Origin of the sequence: Vreelandella subterranea (assembly GCF_900111305.1) — a bacterium.
Lineage (GTDB): Bacteria > Pseudomonadota > Gammaproteobacteria > Pseudomonadales > Halomonadaceae > Vreelandella > Vreelandella subterranea.
Map to the genome: position 1 here is coordinate 202,516 of NZ_FOGS01000002.1, position 26,454 is coordinate 228,969.

Consider the following 26,454-nt stretch of genomic DNA (forward strand, 5'->3'; position numbering starts at 1 on the left):
GATACCTATTCCTCTTCGTCGCTCTGCATCTCGAGGCGCAAAAACGTGCTGCGATAATGGGAAAGCTCGGCAATCGACTCTTTGATATCGTCCATTGCCAAGTGGACGTTTTGCTTCTTGAACCCTGCCAGTGCGCCAGGGTTCCAGCGCTTGGCCAGTTCTTTCACGGTGGAGACATCCAGATTGCGGTAGTGAAAGAACGCCCACAACGCAGGCATTTCACGCTCCAGAAAACGCCGGTCCTGATGGATGCTGTTGCCGCACATGGGCGAGGAACCCGGCGTTACGTACTGGCGTAGAAAGTCGAGCGTCTGCTGTTCTGCTTCAGCCGTTTCCACCGCGCTGGCCTTCACTCGAGCCACCAACCCTGATTCACCGTGGGTCTTTTGATTCCAGTCATCCATCTGCGCCAGCAGGCTATCGGGCTGCTTGACCGCGATCACCGGCCCTTCCGCCACGACGTTCAAGTTCGCGTCGGTCACCAGGGTGGCCACTTCAATGATGCGCTCCTTGTCGGGGTCCAGCCCGGTCATCTCCAGGTCAATCCAGACCAGCCGGTCATCACGCGGTGCAACATGTTCGCTCATAGTGCTCTCCAACGGTAGTGGGTATATCAAGTTACCCAGCGGCAGTTAACAGGTACAATGATGCCATTGTACCGAGCATCGGGTGGTCATGAGCAAACGTAAATTAAGCCGTCAGCAACGCTGGCGGGTCGAGAAGGTCCAGGCAGAACGCGCCCAGCGCGCTGAAAAGCGCGATACACAGGATGCCGAGAAGCTTGCCGCCGGTGAATACGGTGCCGAGCAGCCGGGTCGCGTAATGGCGCATTTTGGCCGTACGCTGGAGGTACGCAATGCCGATGGCGTGCCTGTGCGCTGCCACCTGCGTGCCAACCTTGAGGGACTGGTAACCGGTGACCGGGTCATCTGGCGGGCAGGCCAGGAAGGCTCCGGGGTGGTGGTGGCCCGCGATGAACGTGCCAGCGTTCTCAAGCGCCCTGATGCGCGCGGCCTGCTCAAGCCAGTGGCCGCTAATATTGACCAGATACTCATCGTTTTTGCCGTCGAACCCGCGCCTCACCCCAATTTGATCGACCGTTACTTGGTGGCTGCCGAAGCCACTGGCATTGCACCGGTGCTGGTGCTCAATAAAACCGATCTGCTACCGGGCGATGGTGGCGAGTTGGGGCAGCTATTGGAGCGCTACCGCGATTTGGGTTATACCGTGGTGCGCACGACCACCGCGACAGATTCAGGGCTTGATGCGTTACGCCGCCAGCTCGAAGGACGCACGTCGGTATTTGTCGGCCAGAGCGGCGTGGGCAAGTCATCGCTCATCGATCTGCTGCTGCCCGATGAAAGCCTGCGCATCGGCGCGCTGTCCGAGGATTCACGCAAAGGCACCCATACAACGACAACGGCAAGGCTTTATGCCATGCGCACGGATGAGGTCGTCGACGGCGAATTGATCGATTCGCCCGGTATTCGTGAATTTGGCCTGATCCATCTTGATGAACAGGCGGTCACCGACGGTTTCATTGAGTTCCGGCCGTTTATCGGCCACTGTCGGTTCCGCGACTGCCGCCATCGCGCTGAGCCGGGTTGTGCTTTACTTGAAGCGGTCGAGGCAGGCAACATCCATCCAGAACGATTTGCCAGCTACAGGCGTATTGTTGATAGCCTGAACGCTGAACCCATAAGGAGTCGCCCATGAGCACCGAGCGCCATTCGTCTGAAACCAACGTGCTACCGCTGATTGTTGAGCCCGAGCAGCTTCAGGCGTGCCTGGGCGACCCTCAGCTACTCATCATCGATGTGCCGGTAAACGCCGACAGCTATCGCCAGGGCCATGTGCCCGGCGCGGTTTTCCTCGATTTTCGCCATTTGATGCGGGGCGAAGGGCCTGTGCCCAGCGACGTTCCCAGCGTTGAGGCGCTTTCGCGGCTGTTCAGCGCGCTGGGCCTTACCCGTGATACCCATGTCGTCGCCTACGACGACGAAGGCGGCGGCTGGGCGGCGCGGCTACTGTGGACGCTGGAACTTGTCGGCCATACCCGCTATTCCTACCTGAACGGCGGCATACACGCCTGGCGCGATGAAGGGCTTGAAGAAAGCACCGAACCCAAGGCGCCGACACCCAGCGATTATCACGCCGAAATCCTGAACCCCCAGGCGTTGATTACCTGCGACGAGATCAAACAGAAGCTCGACGATAAACAGTTTGCCATCTGGGATGCACGCTCAACCGCCGAATACGAGGGTGAGAAGGGTAACAACAAGCACCTGGGGCATATTCCGGGGGCGGTCAACATGGACTGGCTGAACGTCATGGATCGCCACCGTGCGCTGCGCATCCGCGATTATGCCGAACTGGTTACCGAGCTGGATGCGCTCGGCCTGACCCCTGAAATGGAAATCGCCACCCACTGCCAGAGCCACCACCGCAGCAGCTTTACCTGGCTGGTCGGCAAGGCACTGGGATTCAATATGCGCGGCTATGCGGGCTCCTGGGGTGAATGGGGCAACCGCGACGACACACCGATTGAGAAGTGAAAACACCACTGTGACTGTTTCCCAACACGCTTTTTCCCTGCTTCAGTACCCATTACCGCAGCATGCCCTGTCGCGGCTGACAGGGAAATTTGCCCAGTGCGACAATCCCTGGGTAAAAAACACCCTGATCAACGCCTTTATCAAGCGCTTCAACGTGGATATGAGCCAGGCCCTGGAGCCTGACCCGACGGCCTATGCCACCTTTAACGACTTTTTCACTCGCGCGCTAAAGGCCGATGCCCGTCCGATTCACGAAGGCATCATCAGCCCCGCCGACGGCACCCTTTCCCAGTATGGCCGCCTCCAGGCCGGCCAACTGGTGCAGGCCAAAGGGCATACCTACTCTGCGCAAACCCTGCTCGGCGGTGATACGGCACTGGCCGAGGAATTCCTCGGCGGCAGCTTTGCGACCGTGTATCTCTCGCCGAAGGACTACCACCGGGTACATATGCCGGTCACCGGCACCTTGCGGGAAATGGTCTATGTGCCCGGGCGGCTGTTCTCGGTCAACCAGGCCACGGCCAACTATGTGCCGGGGCTATTCGCCCGTAACGAGCGCCTGGTGTGCATCTTTGATACCGAGCAGGGTTCATTGGCCATGGTGCTGGTGGGCGCCATGATCGTCGCGGCGATCGAAACCGTCTGGTCGGGCCAGGTGACGCCTCTTTCCGGCCATCCTCAGCGCATGCAGTTTGGCCAACCGATCACCCTGGAAAAAGGCGCTGAAATGGGCCGCTTCAAGCTCGGCTCCACGGTGGTGATGTGCTTCGCCAAAGCGCTCAACTTCACAGAGTTGCCCCTCGCCTCGATGGTCAGCATGGGCGAGTCGCTCGGGAGTTATTGAGGGCTCATCCGGTGATGGCTAGCAATTAGGCGTCGAGAACGACAGCACGTCTTCCAGGCGTGCTTTGCCAAGCGCCAGTTGCACCAGACGGTCAATGCCCAGCGCCACCCCGGCCCCCTCCGGCATGCCGTGCTCTAAGGCGGCCAGTAGATGTTCGTCCATATCCACCTCGGGCAAACCCAGGCGGCGGCGCTCGGCGTTATCTTCCATAAAGCGGGCGCGCTGCTCAGCCGCATCGGTCAGTTCATCGTAACCGTTGGCCAATTCAATGCCGTTCAGATAAAGCTCAAAGCGTGAAGCGACCCACTCACCGTCAGCATCTTGATGGCGGCGTGCCAGCGCCGCCTGGCTTGCCGGGTAATCCACCACCACGCTCAGTTCATTACGCCCTAACTGCGGTTCGATCACCAGCCCCATCAGCAAATCAAGGCAGGTATCGCGGCCCTCCTCTGCCATGGCACGGGCCGGCATCTGACCGTACTCGACCGCGAGCCTCCGCAGTGTCTCCAGCGAACTGGTGAAGGGGTCGACCGCTAAATGGGTGTGGAACAGCTGTCGGTAGCGGTAGTGCGTTACCGGGCCGTGAAAGCGGGGCAGAATATTAGCGACCAGCGCCGTGGTTTCGTCGATCAGATCGGCCAAGGTAAATCCTGGGCGGTACCATTCCAGCATGGTGAATTCGAGATTGTGCCGGGCGCCCACTTCGCCATCACGAAAGCTTCTTGCCAGCTGAAAAATGGGTCCGCTACCCGCTGCCAACAGCCGCTTCATATGAAATTCGGGCGAGGTTTGCAGCCACAGCCGACGATGGCCTCTATCCGTACGTGCCATCGTTGACAGCGACACCAGGTGGACATCGGTACTTCCCCCCTGCCCCAGCACCGGCGTTTCCACCTCCAGGACATCGCGCGCAGCAAAAAAACGTCGCACGCTCGCCAGTAAACGGGCTCGCTCACGCAGCGTCTCGATGGAGGCCGTTGGTCGCCAACTTTCCGTCATTGGCCTTTCTCCCCAAAAACAAAGCCACGCCCCAGGGCGTGGCTGTCACTATATCGCGTTCCTGGCGCCTTTTTAGCAGCCTGTCGGGCTTGACCGATCGTCGCGAGAATCACGGATTTTGAGCCAAATTTATCGATCGATTGAGGCGAATAGCTCGCTATTTAACGAAATCGATCGAATAAAGTTGGCCAAAATACCGGGATTCGCAGTAGATCAGTGTTAAGTCCGACAGGCTGCTAGGCCCGCGATACGTATTCTCCGCTGCGCGTATCAATCTTCAGGACTTCCCCTTCATTGATGAACAGCGGCACACGCACCACGGCACCCGAAGACAAGGTGGCAGGCTTGGAACCGCCCTGGGCGGTATCGCCTTTCAAACCGGGGTCGGTTTCGACCACTTCCAGCTCAATGAAATTCGGCGGTGCTACGTGAATGGCGTTATCGTTCCACAAGGTAACGGTATAAGGCACCTGCTCCTTCAACCACTTTTCGGTCTCGCCGAGCGCCTTCTTTTCCACCGCATACTGCTCAAAGGAGCCGTCGGTTTTCATGAAGTACCACATTTCGCTATCGTTATAGAGGTACTCCATCTCAAGCTCCATGACGTCAGCCCCCTCTAACGAATCACCCGACTTGAAGGTCCGCTCTCCCACGCGGCCGGTCATCAGGTTACGTAGCTTGACGCGATTAAAGGCTTGCCCCTTGCCCGGCTTGACCAGCTCGTTCTCGATGATCGAGCAAGGATCGCCGTCGAGCATTACTTTCAAACCGCCCTTGAATTCGTTGGTAGAATAGTTCGCCATATTGCCTCTCAATGATGCATTTCAGTAACTGAAGCGAGGTGTCGCTTCGCCTCTGAGGATCGTTGTTGAATAAGTGCGCGCATGATAACCCGAAGGAGGTCTTTTTTGCAGGAGAACATCATTATTGCCGACGAGCGACTTATTACCCAAGCCCCTTCTTGGCAGCGGCAGCTGTCGCAAGCGATTCGCAACCCGGCGGCCCTGTGCCAGCAGCTTGCGTTGAGCGATGAATGGCTACCGGGTGCTCGCACGGGCCATCAACTGTTTGATATCTGCGTTCCCGACGCCTACTTGTCGCGCATTACCCCCGGCGACCCCCATGACCCGCTGCTGCGTCAGGTGCTGCCGCTCGACGACGAGGCCCTGACACCGCCAAACTATGTCACCGACCCCCTCGAAGAGGCGGATCATCAGCCTGCCAAAGGGTTGATTCACAAGTATGCGGGCCGCGTGCTGCTGATCGCCAGCCCTAACTGTGCCATCAACTGCCGCTACTGCTTTCGCCGCCATTTCCCCTACAGCGAGAACTCGCCCTCCAGGGCTCAGTGGCAGGAAGCCCTCGACTACCTGCGCGCCGACACCTCCATTCACGAAGCGATTCTCTCCGGGGGGGACCCGCTAGCCGCCAATGACCGCCAGCTGGCCTGGCTGGTCGAGCAGCTTGAAAGCATCCCGCATCTCAAACGGCTGCGCGTTCACACGCGTCTACCGGTGGTGATTCCCGACCGGGTTGATGACGCCCTGATCGGATGGCTATCTGCCACTCGCCTGCAAAAAGTCGTGGTGTTGCATATCAACCACGCCAATGAAATCGACCAGGCAGTGGTCGATGCCTGCGCGCGGCTTAAGCAGGCCGGAGTGACGCTACTCAACCAGAGTGTCCTGCTGCGGGGTGTTAACGATGGCGTAACAGCCCTCGCCACACTGTCGGAACGGCTATTTGAAGCAGGCATTCTGCCCTACTACCTGCACGCACTGGATCCGGTGCAGGGCGCTGCACATTTTGATGTCTCGGATGAAGAGGCCCGTGACTTGGTGGCTGCGCTGCGCGACCTGTTGCCGGGATTCTTGATGCCGCGGCTAGTGCGGGAAATTCCCGGCGAGGGCAGCAAGACACCGCTTTAATGCCCAGCCGTCCCAAATCAGTGCAGCAGCCAACACTTATGCACCATTAACGCACACACATCGAGGCGATGCTTATGGCGCTCTAGCGTCGTCTTCACTGTAATTATCTGAAAAGAAAAGATTTAGATTGGATCGGCCACGATTTTGCTGTGTATCTAGGCGTAACAAACGGGGTATTGGCGGCTAACGCTGCCCAACAATTGAGTTTCCAATAGATCGCTAGGGTTCCGACACCATCAACGTATGACCCCTGATGGCTGTGGCTGGTCCGAGAGCAATCGACCTACTGCTTGGGCAGTAGGTTACACGGCGGGACAAAAGCCCGGGAGGATAAGGTGCAGTGATGCGCCGATGCCCCCGAGTTTTCCCTTAGCCGCTGGAGGCTGCCATGACCCTTGCCAATCGTAACGCCCTAAAAAGTTTCTCCCTCGCCCCCTTGTCTGCCGCGCTACTCGCATCAACGCTTGCCATCACGCCCGCCCAGGCGCAGGAACGCGATGAATTCAGCGTCTGCTGGTCGATCTATGCCGGCTGGATGCCCTGGGCCTATGCCGACGTTGAAGGCGTGGTCGACAAATGGGCCGACGAGTACGGCATCAGCATCGATGTGGTGCAGGTGAACGACTACGTCGAGTCCATCAACCAGTATACATCGGGCAACGTCGATGGCTGCGCCATGACGAATATGGATGCCCTCACGCTTCCGGCTGCCAGCGGCGTCGACTCCACTGCGTTAATCGTCGGTGACTATTCCAATGGCAACGATGGCATTGTGCTGAAAGACAATGACGACCTCGCGGATATCGAGGGCCTCGACGTCAACCTTGTCCAGTTCAGCGTGTCGCATTACTTATTGGCTCGCGCATTGGAAAGCATCGGCTTGACAGAGCGTGACATCGAAACCGTCAACAGCTCGGATGCTGACATTGTCGGCCTATTTTCGAGCGAATCCACCGAAGCCGTCACCACCTGGAACCCTCAGCTCAGTGCAATTGCCGAGATGCCGGATGCCAACGTGGTGTACACCTCTGCCGAAATTCCCGGCGAAATTCTTGACCTCATGGTCGTGAATACGCAAACCCTTGCTGAAAACCCGGAATTAGGCCACGCGCTGGTAGGGGCCTGGTACGAAGTCATGGAGGTAATGGCCAACGGAGATGAAGACGCGCTAACACTCATGGCCGATGCAGCGGGCACTGATCTTGAAGGGTATCAGGAGCAATTAGCCGCAACATATCTCTATACCGACCCAGCCGAAGCCCTCGAATTGATTGAAAGCCCTGACCTGCTCGAGACCATGGAAAGGGTCGCCGAATTCAGCTTTGAACACGGTCTGCTCGGCGACATGGCACCCAATGCGGGCGTCGTCGGCATCGAAACCCCCAGCGGTGTGTTTGGCGATGAAAGCAATGTGCGGCTGCGCTTCGATCCAAGCTTCACTCAAGCTTATCTCGACGCTCAGTAATTCGCGCAATGGGAGCGGCGCTCGCCGCTCCCCCTGCTTGCATCTTCTGTGGACACCGCCATGAAGCGATTAATTAACTCAACGCCCTCCAGGGGCGGCCGCTGGCTCTTGGGTCTGCTGCCTTTTGTACTGCTGGGGATGCTCTATTTAAGCCTTTCTAATGCAAGGCTTGCGGAAAACCCCAACGACCCCCTACTGCCTACACCTGCCAAGATGGCGCAGTCATTTCACCACCTGGCCACCGCCGAGAATGCTCGCACCGGTGAAATTTTACTCTGGAGCGATACCCTCGCCAGCCTCGAGCGTATTGTCATTGGGGTAGGCATCAGCGCACTGATCGGCCTGATTGTGGGCATATTAAATGGCGGGCTTCCCCTCGTGCGCGCCAAGCTTTCCCCACTGGTTACCGTTGCTTCGCTGATTCCGCCCATGGCGCTATTGCCCATCCTGTTTATTGCCTTTGGCACTGGTGAAGCCGCCAAAATCGCGCTGATTGTGATTGGCGTCACGCCCTTTCTCATTCGCGACCTTCAGGGCCATGCATTACGTCTACCCGATGAACAACTGATTAAAGCCCAAACGCTGGGCGCCAGTTCTTGGCAAGTATTGCTGAGGGTGCTGCTGCCCCAGCTTACCCCTCGGCTATTAAACGCGACCCGCCTGGCAATGGGCACCGCCTGGCTGTTTTTAATCGCCGCCGAAGCGATTGCCGCCCAGGAAGGGCTTGGTTACCGCATTTTTCTAGTACGCCGCTACCTCTCCATGGACGTCATTTTACCCTATGTGGCCTGGATCACTCTGCTGGCGTTTCTGCTTGACCAGCTGCTGGCCTGGGTATCACGCCTGGCCTTCCCCTGGTACCACGCAAGTGAAGGAGACAACGCATGAGCCTGCTGGCCGCCAAACGGTTAGAAAAGCATTACGGCAACCATGTTGTCCTCGAGAATCTCAACTTCAGCGTTGAATCCGGCGAGTTTGTCACCCTTGTGGGCGCCTCGGGCTGCGGCAAAACCACCTTCCTAAAAATGCTGCTGGGGACCGAAGCCACCTCACGGGGTCGCTTGACGCTGGACGACCACCCCATTCCCAACGAGCCGGGCCCCGACCGTGGCGTGGTGTTTCAGAAATACTCGGTGTTCCCTCACCTGACGGTGCTGGGCAACGTGATGATGGCCGATGAGTTGCGCAGCTCTAAATTACTGGGCAAGAGTTTCGGTGCCGCCAGGCGTCGCGGGATTGAAAAAGCCCGCGAGCGTATTGAAGAAGTCGGCCTCGACCAGGCCCTGGATAAATACCCGCATGAACTTTCCGGCGGCATGCAGCAGCGCCTGGCCATTGCCCAGGCGCTGATGATGCGGCCACGTATTTTGCTGCTCGATGAGCCCTTCGGCGCGCTGGATCCGGGTATCCGCCAGGATATGCACGTGCTGATCAACCGCCTGTGGCAAGAGCAGCAGCTGACCATCTTCATGATCACCCACGATCTCAAAGAGGCGTTTGAGCTGGGCACCCGGCTCTGGGTCTTCGATAAAACCCGCCACGACCCCCAGGCACCGGAAGCCTATGGCGCCACGATCACCTACGACCTGCCCATCTCCCGAGACCGCCCGTCTGAAGCATTGAAGGAAACACTGCAGCAGGGCGGCCTGCAAACCCACACCCAGGAGACGTTGCTATGAAGCGCGAACCAGACTACACCACCCATTTACCCGGCGGTCATCACTGGTCGCTGCGCCTACGCCGTGGGGCCACCCTGACCCTGACCGCCCAACAAGCGGACAGCAACGTCGGGCTTTTGTGCTACAACCCGGAAAACCTGCTCGAGCGTTTAAACCTGCCCGACACGTTAAAGTGCCAGCACACCTTCAAGCTGACCCAGGGCCACTGTCTTTATTCGGACATGGGGCGAATCTTTGCCTCCATTACTCACGACGACCTGGGCTGGCACGAAAGCGTAGGCGGTAACCTGATGCCCCAGCATTTACTGACCAAGGGTTGGCAGCCGGTCAGCTATCAGCAGGGCCACAACGACTGGACGCGCACCGGCTTCGACGCCTTTCTGATCGAGCTTGCCAAATATGGCCTGGGCCGCCGGGATATGGCCGCCAACCTCAACCTGTTCGCCCGGGTCGAGAGCGACGACGAGGGCAAGTTGCGCTACGTGCCGGGCCACTGCCAGCCCGGCCAAAGCATCACGCTGCGTTTCGAGATGGACACCCTGGTACTGCTGCACACCTGCCCCCACCCGCTCGATCCCAGCGCGGACTACCCTCGCCGCGGCGTCGATATTGCCCTCGGCACCGCCGAGCCGCCCACGGAAGACGACCCCTGCTACCGCTCGCGTCCCGAAAACGCACGCGGCTTCGCCAATAACCGCCTCTACCACCTCGGCCTGTAAGGGGGAACGAATACCATGATCATTGAAAGCACCCTACGCCCCGAAAATGCCCTGAGCCGCACCACCGTTAACGCGGGCGATCATTACATCGGCACCGTAAAGCGCGGCCAAACCCTGCGTATTCTCGACTTAGAGGGCAATCAGGCCGCCGACACCCTGTTCTTCAGCGCCGACGATACCAGCGAGCGCTACAGCGCCATGGACACGGTGCGCGAACAGGGCGCTGTCTACCTCACCGCAGGCACCACGCTGATGTCCAGCGAAGGGCGCGCCATGCTGACCATCAGCGCCGACACCTGCGGCCGTCATGACACCCTGGGCGGCGCCTGCGCCAGCGAAAGCAACACCGTGCGCTACGACCTGGAAAAGCGCCATATGCATTCATGCCGCGATAACTGGATGCAGGCCATCGCCAATCATCCGGAGTTCGGCCTGACCAAGCGGGATATCACTCACAACATCAACTTCTTCATGAACGTGCCGGTCACCGCCGACGGTGGGCTGACCTTTGAAGACGGCATTTCCGCACCTGGCAAATACGTGGAAATGGTCGCCGAGATGGATGTGATCGTGCTGGTCTCCAACTGCCCCCAACTCAACAACCCCTGCAACGGCTACAACCCCACGCCCATCGAGCTGTTGGTTTGGGACAGTTGATATAGAGACTTAAGGCCTGGGGACGACCTCAAGCGACTGACTATCCAGCGGGACGACCCGCCCTTGTTTGCAGGCAGTGCCATGTCCATCAATAAAACGTTTAGCAAAGTTTTGATTGCCAATCGCGGCGCCATTGCCGCGCGCATTTTACGTACCCTGAAAATAATGGAGGTGGGCAGCGTGGTGGTTTACGCCGACGCCGACCGCGACGCCCCCTACGTCCACCAGGCCGATGAGGCTTATTCGCTCGGCGAGGGCAGCGCCAGCGAGACCTACCTTGATATCGACAAGCTCATCGCCATTGCCAAGCAAAGCGGTGCGCAAGCAGTACACCCCGGCTACGGTTTCCTGTCGGAAAACACCCGCTTTATCGACGCCTGCGACGCCGCCGGGCTGGTATTCTTGGGCCCCACCACCGAGCAGATAAAACGCTTTGGTTTAAAACACGAAGCCCGCAGTCTGGCCGAGCAAGCGGGTGTGCCGCTGGTACCGGGCTCAGCGCTCCTTGAAAACGTTGACGAAGCACTCAAAAGCGCCGAGCAGGTCGGCTACCCGGTGATGCTCAAGTCCACCGCCGGTGGCGGCGGTATTGGCATGCAGGTATGCCAAACCGCTGCCGAGCTCGAGCGCGCCTTTGACTCGGTCAAAGGCCTGGGTGAGCGCAACTTTGGCGATGGCGGCGTCTTTCTGGAAGCCTACATTGCCCGCGCCCGCCATATAGAGGTGCAGCTGTTTGGCGACGGCAATGGCAGTGTGGTGGCGCTCGGCGAACGGGACTGCTCCACCCAGCGCCGCCACCAAAAAGTGCTCGAGGAGTGCCCGGCGCCTAACCTGGCGGAACACGTTCGCCAGGCACTCCACGAAACCGCCGTTCAACTGGGCAGAGCGGTCAACTACCGCAGCGCTGGTACCGTCGAGTTTATTTACGATACCCAGCGCGAGGCGTTCTATTTCCTTGAAGTGAACACCCGGCTTCAGGTGGAGCATGGCGTCACCGAGATGGTGTACGGCATTGATATCGTCGAGTGGATGGTAAAACTCGGCGCAGGCAAACTGCCTGATCTTGAGACACTCACCAAAGACCTCGTCCCCAGCGGCCATGCGGTTCAGGCGCGCCTTTACGCAGAAGACCCTGCGCACGATTTTCGCCCCAGCGCAGGCCTGCTGACGGAGGTCGATTTCCCTCAAGGCGATGGCCTGCGTATCGACCATGCCATTGAAGCGGGGCTTGAAATCTCTGCCCTTTTCGACCCCATGCTGGCCAAGGTGATTGTCCACGCCGACGACCGTGGTACTGCTATCGAGCAGTTGGCGGACTCGCTGGATAACGCCAGCGTTTACGGCATTACCACCAACCGCACCTGGCTTGCCCATGTGCTGCGCGCCAAACGTTTTCAAGCTGCCGACCTGGATACCCACTGGCTGACAGCCCTGGATTGGGCACCGCCCGCCATGGAAGTGCTGGCCCCCGGCACCATGACAACGATTCAGGATTACCCCGGCCGCCAGGGCCACTGGGACGTTGGCGTACCGCCCTCAGGGCCGTTTGACGACTGGTCGTTTCGCCTGGGCAACCGCCTGCTCGACAACCCCAGCGATGCCGCCGGGCTGGAAATCACCCTCACCGGCCCGACGCTGCGCTTTCACCGCGCCACGCAAATCGTGCTGGCGGGTGCCGAGCTGCCTGCCACGCTGGATGGCGAAGCCGTCGCCTTCTGGCAGGTAGTGGATATACCTGCCGGTGCCACCCTGACCCTGGGCAAGGCCGACGCAGGCGCTCGCGCCTATCTATTGGTACGCGGCGGCATCGATTGCCCGCGCTATTTAGGCTCGCGCAGTACCTTTACCCTGGGCCAGTTTGGCGGGCATGGTGGCCGAGCGCTACGCAGCGGCGACATGCTCGACTTACCCGCGCTCGCGCCGACCCCGACGACGCAGCTTGATAAGGTACTGATCCCTAGCTTCGGCCATCGCGATGGCGGGAAGACCTGGCAGGTAGCCGTGCTGTACGGCCCCCACGGCGCGCCGGACTTCTTTACCGATGACGATATCGAGCAATTTTTTGCCCACGAGTGGGAGGTCCACTACAACTCCAGCCGCACCGGCGTGCGGCTGATTGGCCCCCGCCCGGCGTGGGCACGGGCCGACGGTGGCGAGGCGGGCCTGCACCCTTCCAATATCCACGATAACGCCTACGCCTTCGGCACCATCGACTTTACCGGCGATATGCCGGTCATCCTCGGCCCCGATGGCCCCTCGCTCGGCGGCTTTGTCTGCCCCGCCACCGTGGTGCGCGCCGAGCGCTGGAAGCTGGGTCAACTGGCGGCCGGTGACAGCATACGCTTTGTGCCGGTGAGTCTGGCCACCGCTCGCACCCTGGAAGTGCGCCAGCTCGAGCAGTTGAAAACCCTCACAGCGAATCCTGCTGAAGATAGTCAGCCTGAGCGCGGCACGCCCATTGTGCGCGATGTGCCCGCCGAGCAGGCCGGTGAGCGCATTGTCTACCGACGCGCCGGGGATGATTTCCTGCTCATCGAATTTGGTGCCATGGAGCTGGATATCGCGCTGCGCTTTCGAGTACACGCCTGGATGCTATGGCTGCGGGAGCATTCGCTGGCCGGCCTGGGCGAGTTAACCCCCGGCATCCGCTCGCTGCAGATTCACTACGAGCCCTTGGAACTGACCCTGGATGAACTGCTCGCCCACCTGCAAAACGCCGAGCAGGCCCTGGTCGACGTGGAGTCGCTGGAAGTCGAGTCGCGAGTAGTACACCTGCCGCTCTCCTGGGACGACCCCGCCTGCCAGGAAGCCATCGACAAATACCAGCGCAGCGTACGCCCGGATGCGCCCTGGTGCCCCAGCAACCTCGACTTTATTCGCCGTATAAACGCCCTGGAAAGCGAGCAGCAAGTGCGCGATATCGTCTTCGATGCCCGCTACCTGGTCATGGGCCTGGGGGATGTCTACCTGGGCGCCCCCGTTTCGACCCCGCTTGACCCGCGCCAGCGGCTGGTGACCACCAAGTACAACCCGGCTCGCACCTGGACCGCCGAAAACTCCGTGGGCATCGGCGGCGCCTATCTGTGCGTTTATGGCATGGAAGGCCCTGGCGGCTACCAGTTTGTCGGCCGCACGCTGCAGATGTGGAACCGTTACCGCACCACGCAGCACTTTGAAAACCCCTGGCTGCTGCGCTTTTTTGACCAGCTCCGCTTTTTCGAGGTCAGCCACGACGAGCTAACCCAGATTCGCCGCGACTTCCCCCATGGTCGGTATGACTTACCCATTGAAACGACGCGTTTTCGCCTGGCGGATTACCAGGCCGAAATCGACAGGAACGCCGAGGCGATCGAGACTTTCCGCGCCAAGCGCGAAGCCGCCTTCCAAGCGGAGATGGCCGCCTGGCGGGCCAATGGCCAGTTCACCTTCGAAGATCAGGCCCCGGAAAGCGCCGAAGTCACGGCGCTTGATGACAACGAAATTGGCATCGAAAGCCCCGTCACGGGCAGCCTGTGGAAGTTGCTGGTTGAAGAAGGTGGCCAGGTCACGGCTGGCCAGCCGGTGGCCCTGGTGGAGTCGATGAAAATGGAAGTCGAGATCACCGCCCACTGCGATGGTCGCGTTGTTCGCCTGCCGCTTGCCGAGGGAGCATCCATTGCCCCAGGGCAGCCGGTTGTGGTGCTCAAGAGTGAGGAAAAGACGTGATACTGACCCACGAACAGCGCTTTAGAGCATTCCGCCACGGTTTATAACGACAGGATTTTTCTTATGACACAGCGCCTAGCACTCGATATCCAAAACCTTCTTGCCGCTTACAAGCAGGGTGAGCTCACCCCTCCAACGTTAATCGACGCGCTGCTTGCGCAAGCCGACGCACACGGCAGCGAGCCTGCCTGGATTACTCGCTTGAGCCGTGAGCAGTTGGAACCCTATTTAAAGCGCCTGGAAGGCGAGTCACCGGAGACATTGCCGCTTTACGGCATTCCCTTTGCGATGAAGGACAACATCGACCTGGCGGGCATTCCCACCACGGCAGGCAGCCCGGCCTATGCTTACACGCCAACAGAAAACGCCTTTGTGGTGCAGCAGCTGATCGATGCGGGCGCGATCCCCATGGGTAAAACCAACCTGGACCAGTTCGCCACCGGCCTGGTGGGTGAGCGCGCCCTGAGTGACTACGGTGTACCGGCCAATGCCTTCAACCCCGACTATATTACCGGCGGTTCCAGCAGCGGCTCGGCGGTGGTCACCGCTGCGGGCATGGTGAGCTTTGCGCTGGGCACAGATACGGCGGGTTCCGGACGCGTCCCCGCCTGCTTTCATAATTTATACGGAGTTAAGCCCAGCTTAGGGCTACTCAGCACCCGCGGCGTGGTGCCTGCCTGCGCGACGCTCGACACGATCAGCCTGTTTACGCTTACCGCCGACGATGCGGCGAAAGTGCTCGACATCACCGCTGCCTATGACGACCAGTGTGCCTGGTCACGCCGCCACGACTTTGCAGTGCATGGTAAGCGCTACGGCAAGGCGCCTGCTGGGTTTCGCTTTGGGGTACCGCCGCAATCGCAGTGGCAAACCGATGGCGCTTACACCCAGGGCATGCACCAGGCGGTTGCCGAGCTTGAAGCGCTTGGCGGCGAGAAAGTCGAGCTGGACTGTTCGCCCCTTCTGGCCGCAGCGCGCCTGCTTTATGAAGGCCCTTGGGTAGCCGAGCGCTATCATGTAATTCGCGATTTGATGGAGAGCCACCCAGAGGCGGTGCATCCGGTTACTTTCCAGATTACTCAGGGTGGTGCCACGCCGCTGGCCGTGGACGCCTTTGATGCCCGTTATAAACTCGCCGAGTACAAGCGTCAGGCCGACGCATTAATCGGCCAGGTGGATGTAATGCTCTCCCCCACCACGGTGACCCACCCCACCAAGGCAGAGGTGGCGGCGGACCCCATCGGCGTGAATTCACGCCTGGGTACCTGGACCAACTTTATGAACCTCCTCGACTACAGCGCCCTGGCCGTGCCCATTGGCTTTACCGAACAAGACCTGCCGGTGGGCGTGACGCTATTCGGGCCGGTATTCGACGATTTGAAACTGCTCTCCCTGGGCCGCGCCCTCGAAGCCCGCTTAATGTTGCCGTTAGGTGCCACTGGCATTGCTCATCCGGCGCTCGCGACGCCACTGCCCCATGCCCAGGACGGTAGCATGGAGCTGGTCGTGTGCGGTGCCCACCTGCAGGGCTTGCCGCTTAACCATCAACTGACCGAACGCGGTGGTGTGCTGGTTAGCAGCACTCAGAGCGCGCCGCGCTACAAGCTGTTTGCCCTGGCAGGCGGGCCACCCAAACGCCCGGCGATGGTACGCGACGCCAACGGCCAGGCCATTGAAGTGGAAGTGTGGCGCTTGCCGGTTGAGATGCTGGGCAGCTTTTTAGCAGGCATTCCTGCTCCGCTGGGTCTAGGTCAGGTAGAGCTTGCCGACGGCAGTTGGAAATGCGGCTTTATCTGCACCGCAGGGGCACTCAATGAAGGGGGCGAAGCAGAGGATATCAGCGAATTTGGCGGCTGGCGCGAGTGGTTGAAAATCCAGACCGGCTAGACCAGCAACCTGCCTACCTGTTCTCAAAAGCCTCTAGGTCATAATGTCATTGGCAGTGATTCAAGGCCCACTAACGACGCACTTGCCGAAGTGATTGCGCCAAAAGTGGGTCTTTTAGCATCTTCAAAGTGGCCTACTAAGGTCGTAAAAGCATCGTTTTCTGCTAAAGTTATAGGGCTAATGATTTCCGACATTGACTTAGCCTCAATGTTGGCTACCTCAATCATCAGGAGGCCAACACGTTATGTCGTCACCCTTCTCTCCAAAATCGGGCGCTATTCTCCTTCTGATAGCCTCACTCGCCGGTCTTGCCGTCGCTCTGTATGCCTACTTCACCCCGCTGACCGGGGTCACGGGAACACTCGGCGCGCTGGTTGCCATCGTGGCCTGTATCGCGCTTGCAGTATTGGCCCTACTTCTTGCAACTGTAAAAGGGCGTGGCACTTCCATTGCCTTGCGGATACTCATTCTTATAGGCCTCGGCGGAACATTTTTCGCCGCCATGCTGCTCCATCAGTGGTGGATCGGCGTTGCGATGGCGGTGGGCCTGATCGGCCTGCTTCTTGACCTGTTTCGCCCGGCGCACCATTCACGCCTCACCCATTCTTAAGGAGCTGCTCATGACGACGTTTTTATCCGCCACAAGCACTCCGTTTAAATCTGCCAGGTCCAGATTAGCGGCGGTTACCACCCTGACACTTTGCCTTGCGCCTTTGACACTACTGGCCCAGGAGCAGTCAGAAGAGCAGGAGCAATCTACTGCTCAAGAGCAATCAGAAGAGCAAGCATCAGCACAGCAAGAACCTACGCCGGAAGAAGCGACTAGCACCGCCCCCACCCCCTTGGTACCTGGAGAGCCGATCTGGGACAGTTTCCACGGTCAGCTCAATGCCCAGAAATACAGCCCGCTTGATCAAATCAACGCCGACAACGTCGGCGAGCTGGAGAAGGTGTGGGAAGTCCATACCGGCGATGTCGCCGATGGTTCGGGCGATTTACCCGCGACGGTCTGGTCTGCCACGCCGGTGTTTGCCAACGACACGCTTTATATTGGCACACCGTTCTACCGGATCCTGGCGCTTGACCCAGCAAGCGGGGAAGAGAAATGGAGCTTCGATACCCAGTCCACCCTGGAAGCACTGACCCAGCCCGCCCTGAAGAACCGCGGCGTGGCTTATTGGGAAGCTGACGACCCGCAAGCAGGCGAACCCTGCCAGAAAATCGTCTATATGGGCACCATGGATGCTCAGCTCTTCGCAGTGGATGCCGATAGCGGCGAACGGTGCGCGAACTTTGCCGACAACGGCGTACTCGACGTCAATCAGTGGAATGACACCAATGACAAATGGCCGTTGTCGCTATTGCAGCCTCCGACCGTCGTAGGTGATCGCCTGATACTCGGTTGGGCCGGCATGGATTGGGCTTATGAAGAGACCCCGCCCGGCACCGTATTTGCCATCAATGCCCGCACCGGCGAGCGCGAATGGACCTTCCAGGCGCTGTCTGATGAGATGCGTGAGCAGAGCGGTACCGCCAACGTCTGGACGCACATGTCCGCCGATGAAGAGCTTGGTTTGGTGTATTTACCCGTTTCTTCGCCATCGCCGAACTACTGGGGCGGCAACCGCACCGAAGACGTACCTCTGGGCACATCGACCACCGCGGTGGATGTCGAGACTGGCGAAGTGGCCTGGTCGCGGCAGTGGGTTCACCACGACATCTGGGATTACGATATTAATGCCGCCCCAACGTTAATGGACATTACCGTCGATGGCGAGGAGATCCCGGCGCTGATTCAGGCAACCAAGATGGGCTTTCTTTTCGTCGTCAACCGCGAAACCGGCGAAGACATCTGGCCAATTGAAGAGCGCCCTGTGCCAGGCGGTGACGGCTTGGTCGAGGGCGAAGTGTACGCCCCGACACAGCCTTTCCCGACCAAACCAGCGCCACTGCTAGACCAGTCCGAGAAACCCGAGGTCTGGGCGCTGGCCGATGCGGTCAGCTTTGGAGAGTGCTCGGCGCTGTGGGACGACCTTCATTACGAAGGCATGTACACCCCGCCCACTACCCAAGGTGAAGGCACGCTTGGCTACCCCATCAGTGCAGGTGGTGTCCAGTGGGGCGGCGTCGCCTTTGACCCACAAAGCGAGACCGCCATCGTCAACACCTCGCATATTGTGCAGTACATAAAGCTTTATAATCGCGAAGACTATGAGGCAGCGAATAAAACATCCGGCAACGAGAGCGGCTTTGCCCCCCAGGAAGGCGCGCCCTACGGCATGCGCCTTGAGGTGGCGCTCAACCGGTTCGGCATGCCCTGCTGGGAGCCGCCTTTCGGTGAACTGGTCGCTCTCGATATGACGACCGGCGACGTGAAGTGGCGAACCCCGGTAGGTGCTTCACAGCAATATGGCTTCTTTATGCCCGAAAGCTGGGGCTCGCCCACCATCGGTGGCCCGGCGGTAACTGCTGGCAACGTTATCTTTATCGGCGCTTCCATGGATGCCAAGGTGCGTGCCTACTCCCTGGAAACCGGCGAGGAGCTGTGGTCGGATCAGACCGAAGCCCCCTCCGTCTCGAATCCGGCAGTCTATGAATACAACGGCCGCGAATACATTGCCTTTGTCTCAGGCGGTAACAGCATCTTGAAAGATCAGGTGGGCGATCAAATTACGGTCTACGCCCTGCCGGAATAACGCTTGCGGTTGATCAATAGAAAACCAACGGGGCGGCCTTAAGGCCGCCCCGTTGGTTATACAGTTAGACGTGGGTAAAGGAATTGGAATTAAGCCGCTATCCGTTATCACCTATACTTGTTTTATTGGCCCATCGTACTTAGCTACCAGCTCATCCGCAGTAAGCAGCAAAAATCCTTCGGCTTCGGCCTGGGCCACCAGAATCCGATCAAAAGGATCTTTGTGGATGCTTGGTAAATGAGCAACATTGAGAGTATGCAATGCACTGATGGGGAGTTCTAAATAACCATTATCAACCAGCCCTCTTCGTAACAAATGCGGGTCAACGTGAAAGTCAGGGCGCTGTAGGCCGTTCTTGATGACCACTTCCCAAATGCTGGCGGCGCTAAAATAGAGCCTGTTGTTATCATCGTTGATCAGCGATAGCGCATCAGCAGAGAGCTTCTCTGGTGACACCGCCGCCCACAGTAAAATATGCGTGTCCAGCAGCAGATTCACATCAGCCTCCAAACATCTCGGCTATTTCCTCCTGCCCCATACGATCAAAATCATCAGGTACGCTAAACTGCCCTGCCAAAAATCCCAGGCGCTTCTGCTGCCCAGAAGCGGGGCTGTCAATCGCCGTCACACGCGCCATCGGCTTACCCGCTTTGGCGATAATGAACCCCTCACCCTCTGCAGCCCGTGCGACTAGCTGCGATAAACGCGTTTTGGCTTCATGTATATTGATCGCTTCCATAATGCCCTCTACCAATACGGCTTAACCAACTAGACCTAGTTTAGTTTAGATAGAACGGTTTGCAATTAGCCTCTTTTTCATCCCGGCTCTTTTTCTGTTCTTGAGTACGCCTCGCTAACGCTTGGTTAGCTGTTCTAAAACAGAGTCGCATCAATGGCACCAGCAGCCACAGCAGCGGCGTCAACAGCCAGCGATAAGCCAGTCGCGCCACTATCAGTACTGGCAGTAGCACGACCAGCCAGACAAGAAACTGGCCCAACCATACCGGCCAGCCCAGCCAATTCGACAGGTTGGCACCCAGCGCGCTGACCAGACTTGGGTGGCGAGCCACCACATAGGCGGTACCTGCGACCGCGGTAACCTTGGCCATACGCGGCAGGGTCGCAAAACGCCCGCCTGAAGCAACAATTCCCTGGCGCAAACCCGCGCGAGCGCCCTGGGCTTCCACACTGCCCACCCGGGCAGCACGAGCGGCCCTGCCTGCCCGCAGCACCTTAGCGGTGCTGGCCATGACCAGTAGATCGACACCCGCCCAGCCTAGATCGGCGGCGCCAATGGCATCGCCCCGCCGCCACTGGCTTTCAAGCTCACGCAGCCCACTGGTAAAGAAATCGCCAACCCCCGAGACCAGCCGCTCGCCTTGCAGCCACTCAACGTTCCCCTCGTCATCTACCACAAACTGGTTAAGCAGTGCATGGCCATTGGTGTCCAGCAACGCAACCCCCATCTGGCCGCGGCGGTAAGGGGTGAACGCCGAATCCGCGTCACCCTCTTCATCGCTCCACCAATGACTAAGCTGCTGGAAGCGCTCTCCCATCCAGTGCCGAGCCCTAAGTGTCGCGACATCATGGTTACGAAAGTAGCTGATAGGCAGTACGGCGTCGGCGCCAAAGCGCACCAGCACCTGCTGAAACTGGGGCGATAAGCCGTACGCCACCAGCACATCGCTGGCCATGTCGCCGTGGCGTAAAATCGCCAAAGAAGCGCTCATCCACAGCGCCTGATCGTCAGCATAGTCAAGAAAAAGCGCGTTGAGCTCTGGCGACGCCTGCTCAAGCGATGCCTCTAGCGTGGGCAGCGCCCGCTGAGCTTCCAGGCGCACCAGCCTGGACTCGAACGGCTCATGGGAGGCTACGGTGGTTAGTATCCCCGCCACCAAAATGGCGATCGCTACCATTAACCATCCAGCCCTTATCGACCACCCAGTACGCATGTCTGTCTCCCGCTGCGGCGCTACTATCAGGCTATTTATACGCGTAAAGCTAACAATTGACAGCGGGTACTCTCGGCAATTTCCCCTCGATCCCAGGATAGGTGCCTAAATAAGCTATCGAACCTCTAACCACCCCAGCAACTCACGCTGCACCTCTGCCACCGGCAGATACTCCTGCTCCAAGCGCCCCTGGAGCTGCGTTTTAAGAAAATGGAAAAAAACCACTTCACGCTCTTTCAGGCCAGCGGTAGGCAACTCGGCGGGTACCGGCTCCGACACTGCGTTGTCTCGGCAAAATGCCGTGAAGTGGGTCTCGCTCATCATTAATGGTGTAATCGTGGGTAACGACTGCCTGGCCCTGGCCAGCATCACAAGTCCCCAGGTATCCATATCGCCCCAATAGCCGACCGCTTTGTGTTGCAGCGCCGCCCCTGCCAGCCACTGCAGATCCAGCCCTGCGCCAAGAATCGCCACAGTGTCAGGCATGGCCGGTAGCAAGTGCTCACACCGCTCATTTTCGACCACCACCACCCGCGAGCCTGGCAGGCAAGTGTCTGCCAGCTCCCTGGCTGTGATGCGCTGGCGCTGAAAAGGCAATAGACCCTTTTCCAACGGCACGACTAACAGCCAGTGGTCTTTATCGTCGGGGGCATTCAGAAAGCCGCTCAAGCCTAGCTGGCTGGCCATACCGTCGTAGCGCTCATCGAGCAGTCGTGTCAGTAACAGCGCATGGCGCTCGATAAACTTGGTGTCCACTCCGAGCCCTTTGAGCAGCCTTAATGGGCGGCCCTCGGCCATGCCAGGCTGCATTAAATCCGCTAAGCGGGCGGCGTCAATAAGTTCGTCAATCGCTTTGTTACGCCATAGACCGGGCTCGCGAACGAAAACTTCCCGGTAGCGCCGATTGACACCTGCCACCAGGGTTTCCAGGGCGGCAAACTCCTGTTGCACCTGGGCATCATCGGTAGCGGCCGCCCACTCCGAGGGCTGATGCAGCACCCATTGCACGGGGAGGGATACCGGCTCGGCGGCGGCGCGGAAACGCACCTTGTCCCACACGACCTCGCCCACCGCTACCTGCCGCCAGCGCTGCACATGAGCCTGCACTAATCCGGTCTGCTCGGCGAACTGGCGGCCGGTTGGCTTGCCGATGGTGAGCACCAGCGGCCAGCTATCAGCGGACAACAAGCGATCTACCCGCCAAAAGGGCTGCTGCCATTGCTTGGCCAGGCGGCCAGCGATATCAGAGGGGGTTTTCATCGGGTCGCTTGCGACGCTTTTCCCGCACCGCATCCAGCGCCTGCCAACTGATCGGCGTCAGGCTGGAGGCATTGCCACGCCGATGCACCACCACCGCCGAGCGGGTGTGTTTGCGCAGCAGGCGCATCTCTTTATTGGGGGTAATAAATAGCGCATGAAGGTGAAATTCATTGAGTGCGGCAATGATGCGACCAGCCACGGCATTCGAACTGCGCGCAAAGGCTTCATCCAGGACGATGGTGCCGAATAGCGGCCGCGGGCTGCCGTCTGGGCACAGCGCGTAACTGAGCGATGCGGTGAGTACATAGGAGGCAATAATCTCTTTTTCGCCGCCGCTGCCACCCTGGGAACCCGAACGGGTTTCAATCACGTGCCCATCGGCACGGTCAATCACGGCGACTTTAAATTCGAGGCGAAAACGCGGATCCAATAACGCTCTTGCTCCCAAAGTGCGCTGGCGTTCGCAGGCATCGCGCAGCAGGGCGATAATATTCTGCAGTGCTTTGTATTGGCTTTCGCCGCCATCCTCGACAAACCGCGACGAGGCGAGCGCCGTGTTGGCCCGGGTAAAGGTGCGCAGGCTTTCATGCACCACCTTGTTGGCCACCAACTGCAGGTAACGGCTGCGCTGGAAGTCCACCCGCCGTAGGGTGTTATTAAGATCTTCCAGCCGCTCTTCGATGCGCTCCACTTCCCCATCAATGGTGGCCAGCAGTTGTGAAACGCCCTGGTCGGAAGAGTCGGTCAGGTAGGCCTGAAAACGCTGCTGCTTCTCCGGCAGGGCCTCTTCGGTGAGCACCCTGAGCCGGGCCAGGTAGTCGGGCACATCCTCCAGCTCGCGCCCAACCTCGGATAGCGCCCCGCGGTCTTCTCGCTGAGCATCCGACATAGCTTTTACTAGTTCTTTTTCCACCCGGCTTTGGGTAGCCCGCAGGGTGGTCAGCTGCTGTTGCAACTCGGCGGCAGCTTGGCGCTCCAGCTCATCAACGTTAGCCAGCTGCTGTGGATTGAGAGGCGAAAAATAGGCGTCGGCAAGAGTACGCTCAGCTTCCTTCAACCCTGCTTCACTTTTGCGAAACGCTCGCTGCTGCTCTTTTTGGGCGGTCTCCAGCCGGTTGTTTAACTGGGCGCACTGCTTGATACATTGCGTTTTTTGCTGCTCCAGCGTGGCCAACTCATCGCGGGCTTGCTCCAGTTGGCGTTTGGCTGTCGCCGCATTGGAATCGGGTGCGGTCAAGGCGGCCAGTTTATCCCGTTGCTGCTGCCATTCACGCTCGGCGTGGGAAGCGTTGATATCCTCATAGTCCAACTCTGCCAGCTTTGTTAACAACACCACCTGCTGTTCAAGTGCAGCCAGTGAGGCCTTCGCCTGCTCCTCTGCCGCCTTGGCGCTCTGCAAGCGTGCTTCCGCTTCTCTGATTTGCGCGCTTAAGGCCGCCAGCCGGTCGCGGTTATCAAAGCCGGTTTGCCAGTCGTCACTGAGCCGCTTTTGATCCTGTTTGTCAAAAAAGCGCGCCTTGCCCGACATCAGCCCCTCCACCGTCATGGCATGGGGGGTCTCTCGCAACGCCTCCGGTGAGACAACGCAGTGCCTGTCCAGCCCGGCCAGCAGTTCTTTCACCGTTTCTCGGTAGGGGTGCTCCTTGTAATCGAGCTTGCGGGTAAAGCCATCCTCAAAAAAACGCGCTTGGCCTTGCGCAGGTTTCACTTCAAAGATGCGCACATGCAGGGCGTTGTGACGGCTATTGATCCAGTCTAGCGCTAGGCGGCTGGCCTCCGGCGGCACCAGAATACGCAGCCGGTGGCTGCCGATCGCCCGTTCAATCGCGCCGCGCCAGGCCTGCTCGCCCTCTTTCACCTGCACCAGCTCGGCCACAAAGGGCAGGTCATCTTCTGTAAGTTCCAAGGCGTCGGCCAGCAGAGCGCGGAATTGTTGGAAGCGACCGGGAATATTCGACCCGGGGCGTGCTTTGACCTCGGCCAGTTCATCCTGCAGCTCTTTGCCTTCGCGCTCGATCTGATAGCGTTGGCTGCCCTGCTCAAAGGCGGCCTGTCGGGCGGCTTCGAGGGCCTGCTGGGCGTGCTGTAACTGCTCGGCGGCCAGCATCTGGTTGGTCGCTACCGCCTCACGGTCTATGGCATCATCAAACGCCAGATAACGCGCCAACCGCTGGTACTCTGCCGCATGACGCTGGCAGCGCTCCAGGTTAGCTTGTTTTTCCTTAACCAGCGCCTCCAGGGTCTGAATATCCGAACCGCCCAGGCGCAGATAAGCCTCATTTAAGCGCTCACAGCTTTGCAGTTGATGATCGTACTGCTCTTCGGCTGCCGCTAACTCGACCTCGGCCTGCTGGGTTTGTTGCTGAAGTCGCTCGGCTTCGGCCTTCCACAGCCGGTGAGCCTGTTCGCCAAACCACACCGGTAGCACCCGGCTGAGCGTTTCCTGGTCATCCAACTGTGTCTGGTTGTGCTGGTACTTCTCCCAACCGGTGTTGATGGGTTCCAGGGAGCGCTGCTGGCGGCGGGCAATTTCGAGCTCTTCATGAATGGCGGTGAGATCATCGAAGCTGTCGGCGACTTCCCGGGCGCGCTGAAATTGGGCGTTATCGTCCAGCACCAGCTCGCGAAAAATCTCATCGATACTGTTGAGCTGTTTTAGCCCTGCCGCCCGGTTAAGCAGGTTGAAGGCGTTGTCGCGCACTTCAAAGAAGTCCCGCAGCCGGGCTAGAAAGCCTTTTTTGCTGGGGTACGTCCAGATCCCGGTATCGGTTTTATCCTGTTGCCGCAAGGCGCGCATACCGCCTTCCTGTTGCAGCGTCAGCCAGCGTTGCAAGGTATGCTCGGGGGCGGTACTGAACAGCCATAGCTTTTTCATATCCGACGGTGACATGCTGGTGCCGTCAAACCATAGCAGCGCACCAATACGCACCAGGCTTTCGCCGTTGCTGAGCGTTGCCACCAGGCCGGTCACGGTCTTGCCGGGTCGAGCGATATGCGACTGGCCCTCGCCACCATCCCCCGGGCCACTCACCCCGCGCACATAGGAGACCAGATCCCGGTCGCTTTCATGGCCACCGGTAGAGGCAAGATTGTATTTGGGGTTGGCCGTGAGCAACGTCATCAGCGCATCCACCAGGGTCGTCTTGCCACTGCCGGTAGGGCCAATAATCGCACTGCCCTGGGCGTCGATATCGGCTTTATGCATACCGCCAAAGCCGCCCCAGTTAAACAGCTCCAGAGTTTGCAAAATATAGGTTGGGGCCAGTTGCCAACCGCTCTCCTGGTTATCTTCGAGTAGCGAAGGTTGGGTAAGCGTGGGGGTGGTCATTACGCGCTCTCCCCTTGGTCACTGCTCTCCGCGGTTACCCGTGCCTTTAACTCATACAGCAAGGCGGTGAGGTTTTCCGGGTTGGCCAAGTGGGCGATCATCGGCCGGATAGCTACCCGTTCGTGGCTGTCCGGCGCCGATACCAGGCCGTGGCCTTTGAGTTGATCGAGCAGTTGCAGTACGCGGGTGCGCTCCCGGGCCTCGCTGCCACTTTCACCCAGGTACACCTGCATCTGTGGAATCAGCTCGTCAACCGCCACCATGGCGTCGTCAGCGCCGGTACCCGCTTCCTGTTCGTGGGCAATAAAGTACTGGCGTAAAATCGCCACCAGTAACGTCTGTTCCAGATTCAGCCGCTGCTTGCGCACCAGCGGGTGCGACCAGTCATCCTGGGGCTCATCGGCATCCCCATGGCGTACCGCCAGAAACACCAGCCCCCGAACCTCATCGGCGCGGGCGCATAAATCCAGCGGCTCAAGCGTGGCATTAAGCCGCTCCATGGCAACAAGGGCCGCACGGTAGTGATACGGCCGTTGGCGCTCTTCCAAGAGTCCCATGCGGAGCAGTTCCTGAGCCACTTCACGCAGCTTAACGTCGGTACGGGCGGAGGCATCATGGTTGACATGCTCCTCATGTTCCCACGTCGTTTCGCCAGCGGCGTCTATTGCCGAACCGGTATGTGCTTGATCAGTTGGTTCATCAAACTGATCAAGCACTTCTTTTTCGCGGGTCTCATCCGCTTCCTGCTGCCGGACAATTTGGTCAAACACGCCTGCCATG

At 59.2% G+C, this 26,454-nt stretch carries 22 protein-coding genes and 1 riboswitch; of the genes, 13 read left to right on the forward strand and 9 right to left on the reverse strand.

Annotated elements, in window-relative coordinates:
• Positions 1-5 precede the first annotated feature (5 nt).
• Positions 6-587 (reverse strand): oligoribonuclease, encoded by a 582-nt coding sequence (orn, locus tag BMX75_RS03810; protein WP_092825419.1) that lies wholly within the window; start codon positions 585-587, stop codon positions 6-8.
• Positions 588-675: 88 nt separating this feature from the next.
• Here orn and rsgA point away from each other — a divergent pair, with 88 nt between their 5' ends.
• The 3 genes from rsgA to asd are packed head-to-tail and all read left to right on the forward strand — an operon-like array spanning position 676 to position 3,399.
• A complete protein-coding gene (gene rsgA / locus BMX75_RS03815; protein WP_092825421.1) occupies positions 676-1,716 on the forward strand; it encodes a small ribosomal subunit biogenesis GTPase RsgA in 1,041 nt (346 codons plus the stop codon).
• Positions 1,713-2,555, forward strand: coding sequence for a sulfurtransferase (locus BMX75_RS03820; protein WP_092825423.1), 843 nt, complete (start codon positions 1,713-1,715; stop codon positions 2,553-2,555). Before rsgA ends, BMX75_RS03820 begins: the two co-directional genes overlap by 4 nt.
• A 10-nt stretch (positions 2,556-2,565) precedes the next feature.
• Entirely contained in the window at positions 2,566-3,399 is an 834-nt protein-coding gene (gene asd, locus BMX75_RS03825) for an archaetidylserine decarboxylase (RefSeq protein ID WP_092825425.1), read from the forward strand.
• 18 nt (positions 3,400-3,417) lie between these two features.
• Here asd and epmA read toward each other — a convergent pair whose 3' ends face one another.
• Positions 3,418-4,398, reverse strand: a complete 981-nt coding sequence (gene epmA / locus BMX75_RS03830) for an EF-P lysine aminoacylase EpmA (RefSeq protein WP_092825427.1) — start codon at positions 4,396-4,398, stop codon at positions 3,418-3,420.
• A 236-nt stretch (positions 4,399-4,634) separates the two neighbouring features.
• Entirely contained in the window at positions 4,635-5,201 is a 567-nt protein-coding gene (gene efp / locus BMX75_RS03835) for an elongation factor P (protein ID WP_066321208.1), read from the reverse strand.
• 105 nt (positions 5,202-5,306) lie between these two features.
• Here efp and epmB point away from each other — a divergent pair, with 105 nt between their 5' ends.
• The 10 genes from epmB (at position 5,307) to BMX75_RS03885 (ending at position 19,134) form a co-directional block, all read left to right on the forward strand.
• The gene (gene epmB, locus BMX75_RS03840; protein ID WP_245748335.1) at positions 5,307-6,326 is read left to right on the forward strand and encodes an EF-P beta-lysylation protein EpmB; all 1,020 of its coding nucleotides are present in this window, start codon (positions 5,307-5,309) and stop codon (positions 6,324-6,326) included.
• Between the two features lie 208 nt (positions 6,327-6,534).
• Positions 6,535-6,657, forward strand: a riboswitch (guanidine-I (ykkC/yxkD leader).
• Positions 6,658-6,714: 57 nt separating this feature from the next.
• The gene (locus BMX75_RS03845) at positions 6,715-7,791 is read left to right on the forward strand and encodes a putative urea ABC transporter substrate-binding protein (protein WP_092825431.1); all 1,077 of its coding nucleotides are present in this window, start codon (positions 6,715-6,717) and stop codon (positions 7,789-7,791) included.
• A gap of 60 nt (positions 7,792-7,851) precedes the next feature.
• Positions 7,852-8,679 (forward strand): ABC transporter permease, encoded by an 828-nt coding sequence (locus tag BMX75_RS03850; protein ID WP_092825433.1) that lies wholly within the window; start codon positions 7,852-7,854, stop codon positions 8,677-8,679.
• Complete coding sequence (locus BMX75_RS03855) at positions 8,676-9,470, forward strand: ABC transporter ATP-binding protein (RefSeq protein WP_092825435.1); 795 nt, start codon at positions 8,676-8,678, stop codon at positions 9,468-9,470. Before BMX75_RS03850 ends, BMX75_RS03855 begins: the two co-directional genes overlap by 4 nt.
• Complete coding sequence (locus BMX75_RS03860) at positions 9,467-10,189, forward strand: urea amidolyase associated protein UAAP1 (protein WP_092825437.1); 723 nt, start codon at positions 9,467-9,469, stop codon at positions 10,187-10,189. Before BMX75_RS03855 ends, BMX75_RS03860 begins: the two co-directional genes overlap by 4 nt.
• A 15-nt stretch (positions 10,190-10,204) precedes the next feature.
• A complete protein-coding gene (locus tag BMX75_RS03865; RefSeq protein ID WP_066320772.1) occupies positions 10,205-10,846 on the forward strand; it encodes an urea amidolyase associated protein UAAP2 in 642 nt (213 codons plus the stop codon).
• 81 nt (positions 10,847-10,927) lie between these two features.
• Complete coding sequence (gene uca, locus BMX75_RS03870; RefSeq protein ID WP_092825439.1) at positions 10,928-14,551, forward strand: urea carboxylase; 3,624 nt, start codon at positions 10,928-10,930, stop codon at positions 14,549-14,551.
• Between the two features lie 63 nt (positions 14,552-14,614).
• The gene (atzF, locus tag BMX75_RS03875; RefSeq protein ID WP_092825441.1) at positions 14,615-16,438 is read left to right on the forward strand and encodes an allophanate hydrolase; all 1,824 of its coding nucleotides are present in this window, start codon (positions 14,615-14,617) and stop codon (positions 16,436-16,438) included.
• Positions 16,439-16,682: 244 nt separating this feature from the next.
• On the forward strand, positions 16,683-17,048 hold the full coding sequence (locus BMX75_RS03880; protein ID WP_092825443.1) for a hypothetical protein: 366 nt from the start codon (positions 16,683-16,685) through the stop codon (positions 17,046-17,048).
• 10 nt (positions 17,049-17,058) lie between these two features.
• Positions 17,059-19,134: a pyrroloquinoline quinone-dependent dehydrogenase gene (locus tag BMX75_RS03885; RefSeq protein WP_092825445.1), complete on the forward strand. Its 2,076-nt coding sequence runs from the start codon at positions 17,059-17,061 to the stop codon at positions 19,132-19,134.
• A 111-nt stretch (positions 19,135-19,245) separates the two neighbouring features.
• On the opposite strand, the gene BMX75_RS03890 is transcribed toward BMX75_RS03885, so the two are convergent.
• The 6 genes from BMX75_RS03890 to BMX75_RS03915 form a co-directional block, all read right to left on the reverse strand.
• Positions 19,246-19,632 (reverse strand): type II toxin-antitoxin system VapC family toxin, encoded by a 387-nt coding sequence (locus tag BMX75_RS03890; protein WP_092825447.1) that lies wholly within the window; start codon positions 19,630-19,632, stop codon positions 19,246-19,248.
• A 1-nt stretch (position 19,633) separates the two neighbouring features.
• Entirely contained in the window at positions 19,634-19,873 is a 240-nt protein-coding gene (locus BMX75_RS03895; RefSeq protein ID WP_092825449.1) for a type II toxin-antitoxin system Phd/YefM family antitoxin, read from the reverse strand.
• A gap of 40 nt (positions 19,874-19,913) precedes the next feature.
• Positions 19,914-21,050 carry a hypothetical protein gene (locus BMX75_RS03900; RefSeq protein WP_245748336.1) on the reverse strand — a complete coding sequence of 379 codons (1,137 nt, stop codon included), beginning with the start codon at positions 21,048-21,050 and terminating at the stop codon, positions 19,914-19,916.
• Between the two features lie 150 nt (positions 21,051-21,200).
• On the reverse strand, positions 21,201-22,346 hold the full coding sequence (locus BMX75_RS03905) for a Wadjet anti-phage system protein JetD domain-containing protein (protein WP_092825451.1): 1,146 nt from the start codon (positions 22,344-22,346) through the stop codon (positions 21,201-21,203).
• Positions 22,330-25,674, reverse strand: coding sequence for an ATP-binding protein (locus BMX75_RS03910; protein WP_092825453.1), 3,345 nt, complete (start codon positions 25,672-25,674; stop codon positions 22,330-22,332). The genes BMX75_RS03905 and BMX75_RS03910 overlap by 17 nt, the downstream gene beginning before the upstream one ends.
• Positions 25,674-26,453: a DUF4194 domain-containing protein gene (locus BMX75_RS03915; RefSeq protein ID WP_092825455.1), complete on the reverse strand. Its 780-nt coding sequence runs from the start codon at positions 26,451-26,453 to the stop codon at positions 25,674-25,676. The genes BMX75_RS03910 and BMX75_RS03915 overlap by 1 nt, the downstream gene beginning before the upstream one ends.
• Between the last annotated feature and the right edge of the window lies 1 nt (position 26,454).

Coding starts and splice junctions, on each gene's coding strand:
- BMX75_RS03900 (WP_245748336.1), bottom strand. CDS start 21,050: ATGGTAGCGATCGCCATTTTGGTGGCGGGGATACTAACCACCGTAGCC.
- BMX75_RS03860 (WP_092825437.1), top strand. CDS start 9,467: ATGAAGCGCGAACCAGACTACACCACCCATTTACCCGGCGGTCATCAC.
- BMX75_RS03880 (WP_092825443.1), top strand. CDS start 16,683: ATGTCGTCACCCTTCTCTCCAAAATCGGGCGCTATTCTCCTTCTGATA.
- efp (WP_066321208.1), bottom strand. CDS start 5,201: ATGGCGAACTATTCTACCAACGAATTCAAGGGCGGTTTGAAAGTAATG.
- orn (WP_092825419.1), bottom strand. CDS start 587: ATGAGCGAACATGTTGCACCGCGTGATGACCGGCTGGTCTGGATTGAC.
- BMX75_RS03865 (WP_066320772.1), top strand. CDS start 10,205: ATGATCATTGAAAGCACCCTACGCCCCGAAAATGCCCTGAGCCGCACC.
- epmA (WP_092825427.1), bottom strand. CDS start 4,398: ATGACGGAAAGTTGGCGACCAACGGCCTCCATCGAGACGCTGCGTGAG.
- BMX75_RS03855 (WP_092825435.1), top strand. CDS start 8,676: ATGAGCCTGCTGGCCGCCAAACGGTTAGAAAAGCATTACGGCAACCAT.
- BMX75_RS03915 (WP_092825455.1), bottom strand. CDS start 26,453: ATGGCAGGCGTGTTTGACCAAATTGTCCGGCAGCAGGAAGCGGATGAG.
- BMX75_RS03885 (WP_092825445.1), top strand. CDS start 17,059: ATGACGACGTTTTTATCCGCCACAAGCACTCCGTTTAAATCTGCCAGG.
- BMX75_RS03910 (WP_092825453.1), bottom strand. CDS start 25,674: ATGACCACCCCCACGCTTACCCAACCTTCGCTACTCGAAGATAACCAG.
- rsgA (WP_092825421.1), top strand. CDS start 676: ATGAGCAAACGTAAATTAAGCCGTCAGCAACGCTGGCGGGTCGAGAAG.
- uca (WP_092825439.1), top strand. CDS start 10,928: ATGTCCATCAATAAAACGTTTAGCAAAGTTTTGATTGCCAATCGCGGC.
- BMX75_RS03820 (WP_092825423.1), top strand. CDS start 1,713: ATGAGCACCGAGCGCCATTCGTCTGAAACCAACGTGCTACCGCTGATT.
- BMX75_RS03895 (WP_092825449.1), bottom strand. CDS start 19,873: ATGGAAGCGATCAATATACATGAAGCCAAAACGCGTTTATCGCAGCTA.
- BMX75_RS03905 (WP_092825451.1), bottom strand. CDS start 22,346: ATGAAAACCCCCTCTGATATCGCTGGCCGCCTGGCCAAGCAATGGCAG.
- atzF (WP_092825441.1), top strand. CDS start 14,615: ATGACACAGCGCCTAGCACTCGATATCCAAAACCTTCTTGCCGCTTAC.
- BMX75_RS03850 (WP_092825433.1), top strand. CDS start 7,852: ATGAAGCGATTAATTAACTCAACGCCCTCCAGGGGCGGCCGCTGGCTC.
- BMX75_RS03845 (WP_092825431.1), top strand. CDS start 6,715: ATGACCCTTGCCAATCGTAACGCCCTAAAAAGTTTCTCCCTCGCCCCC.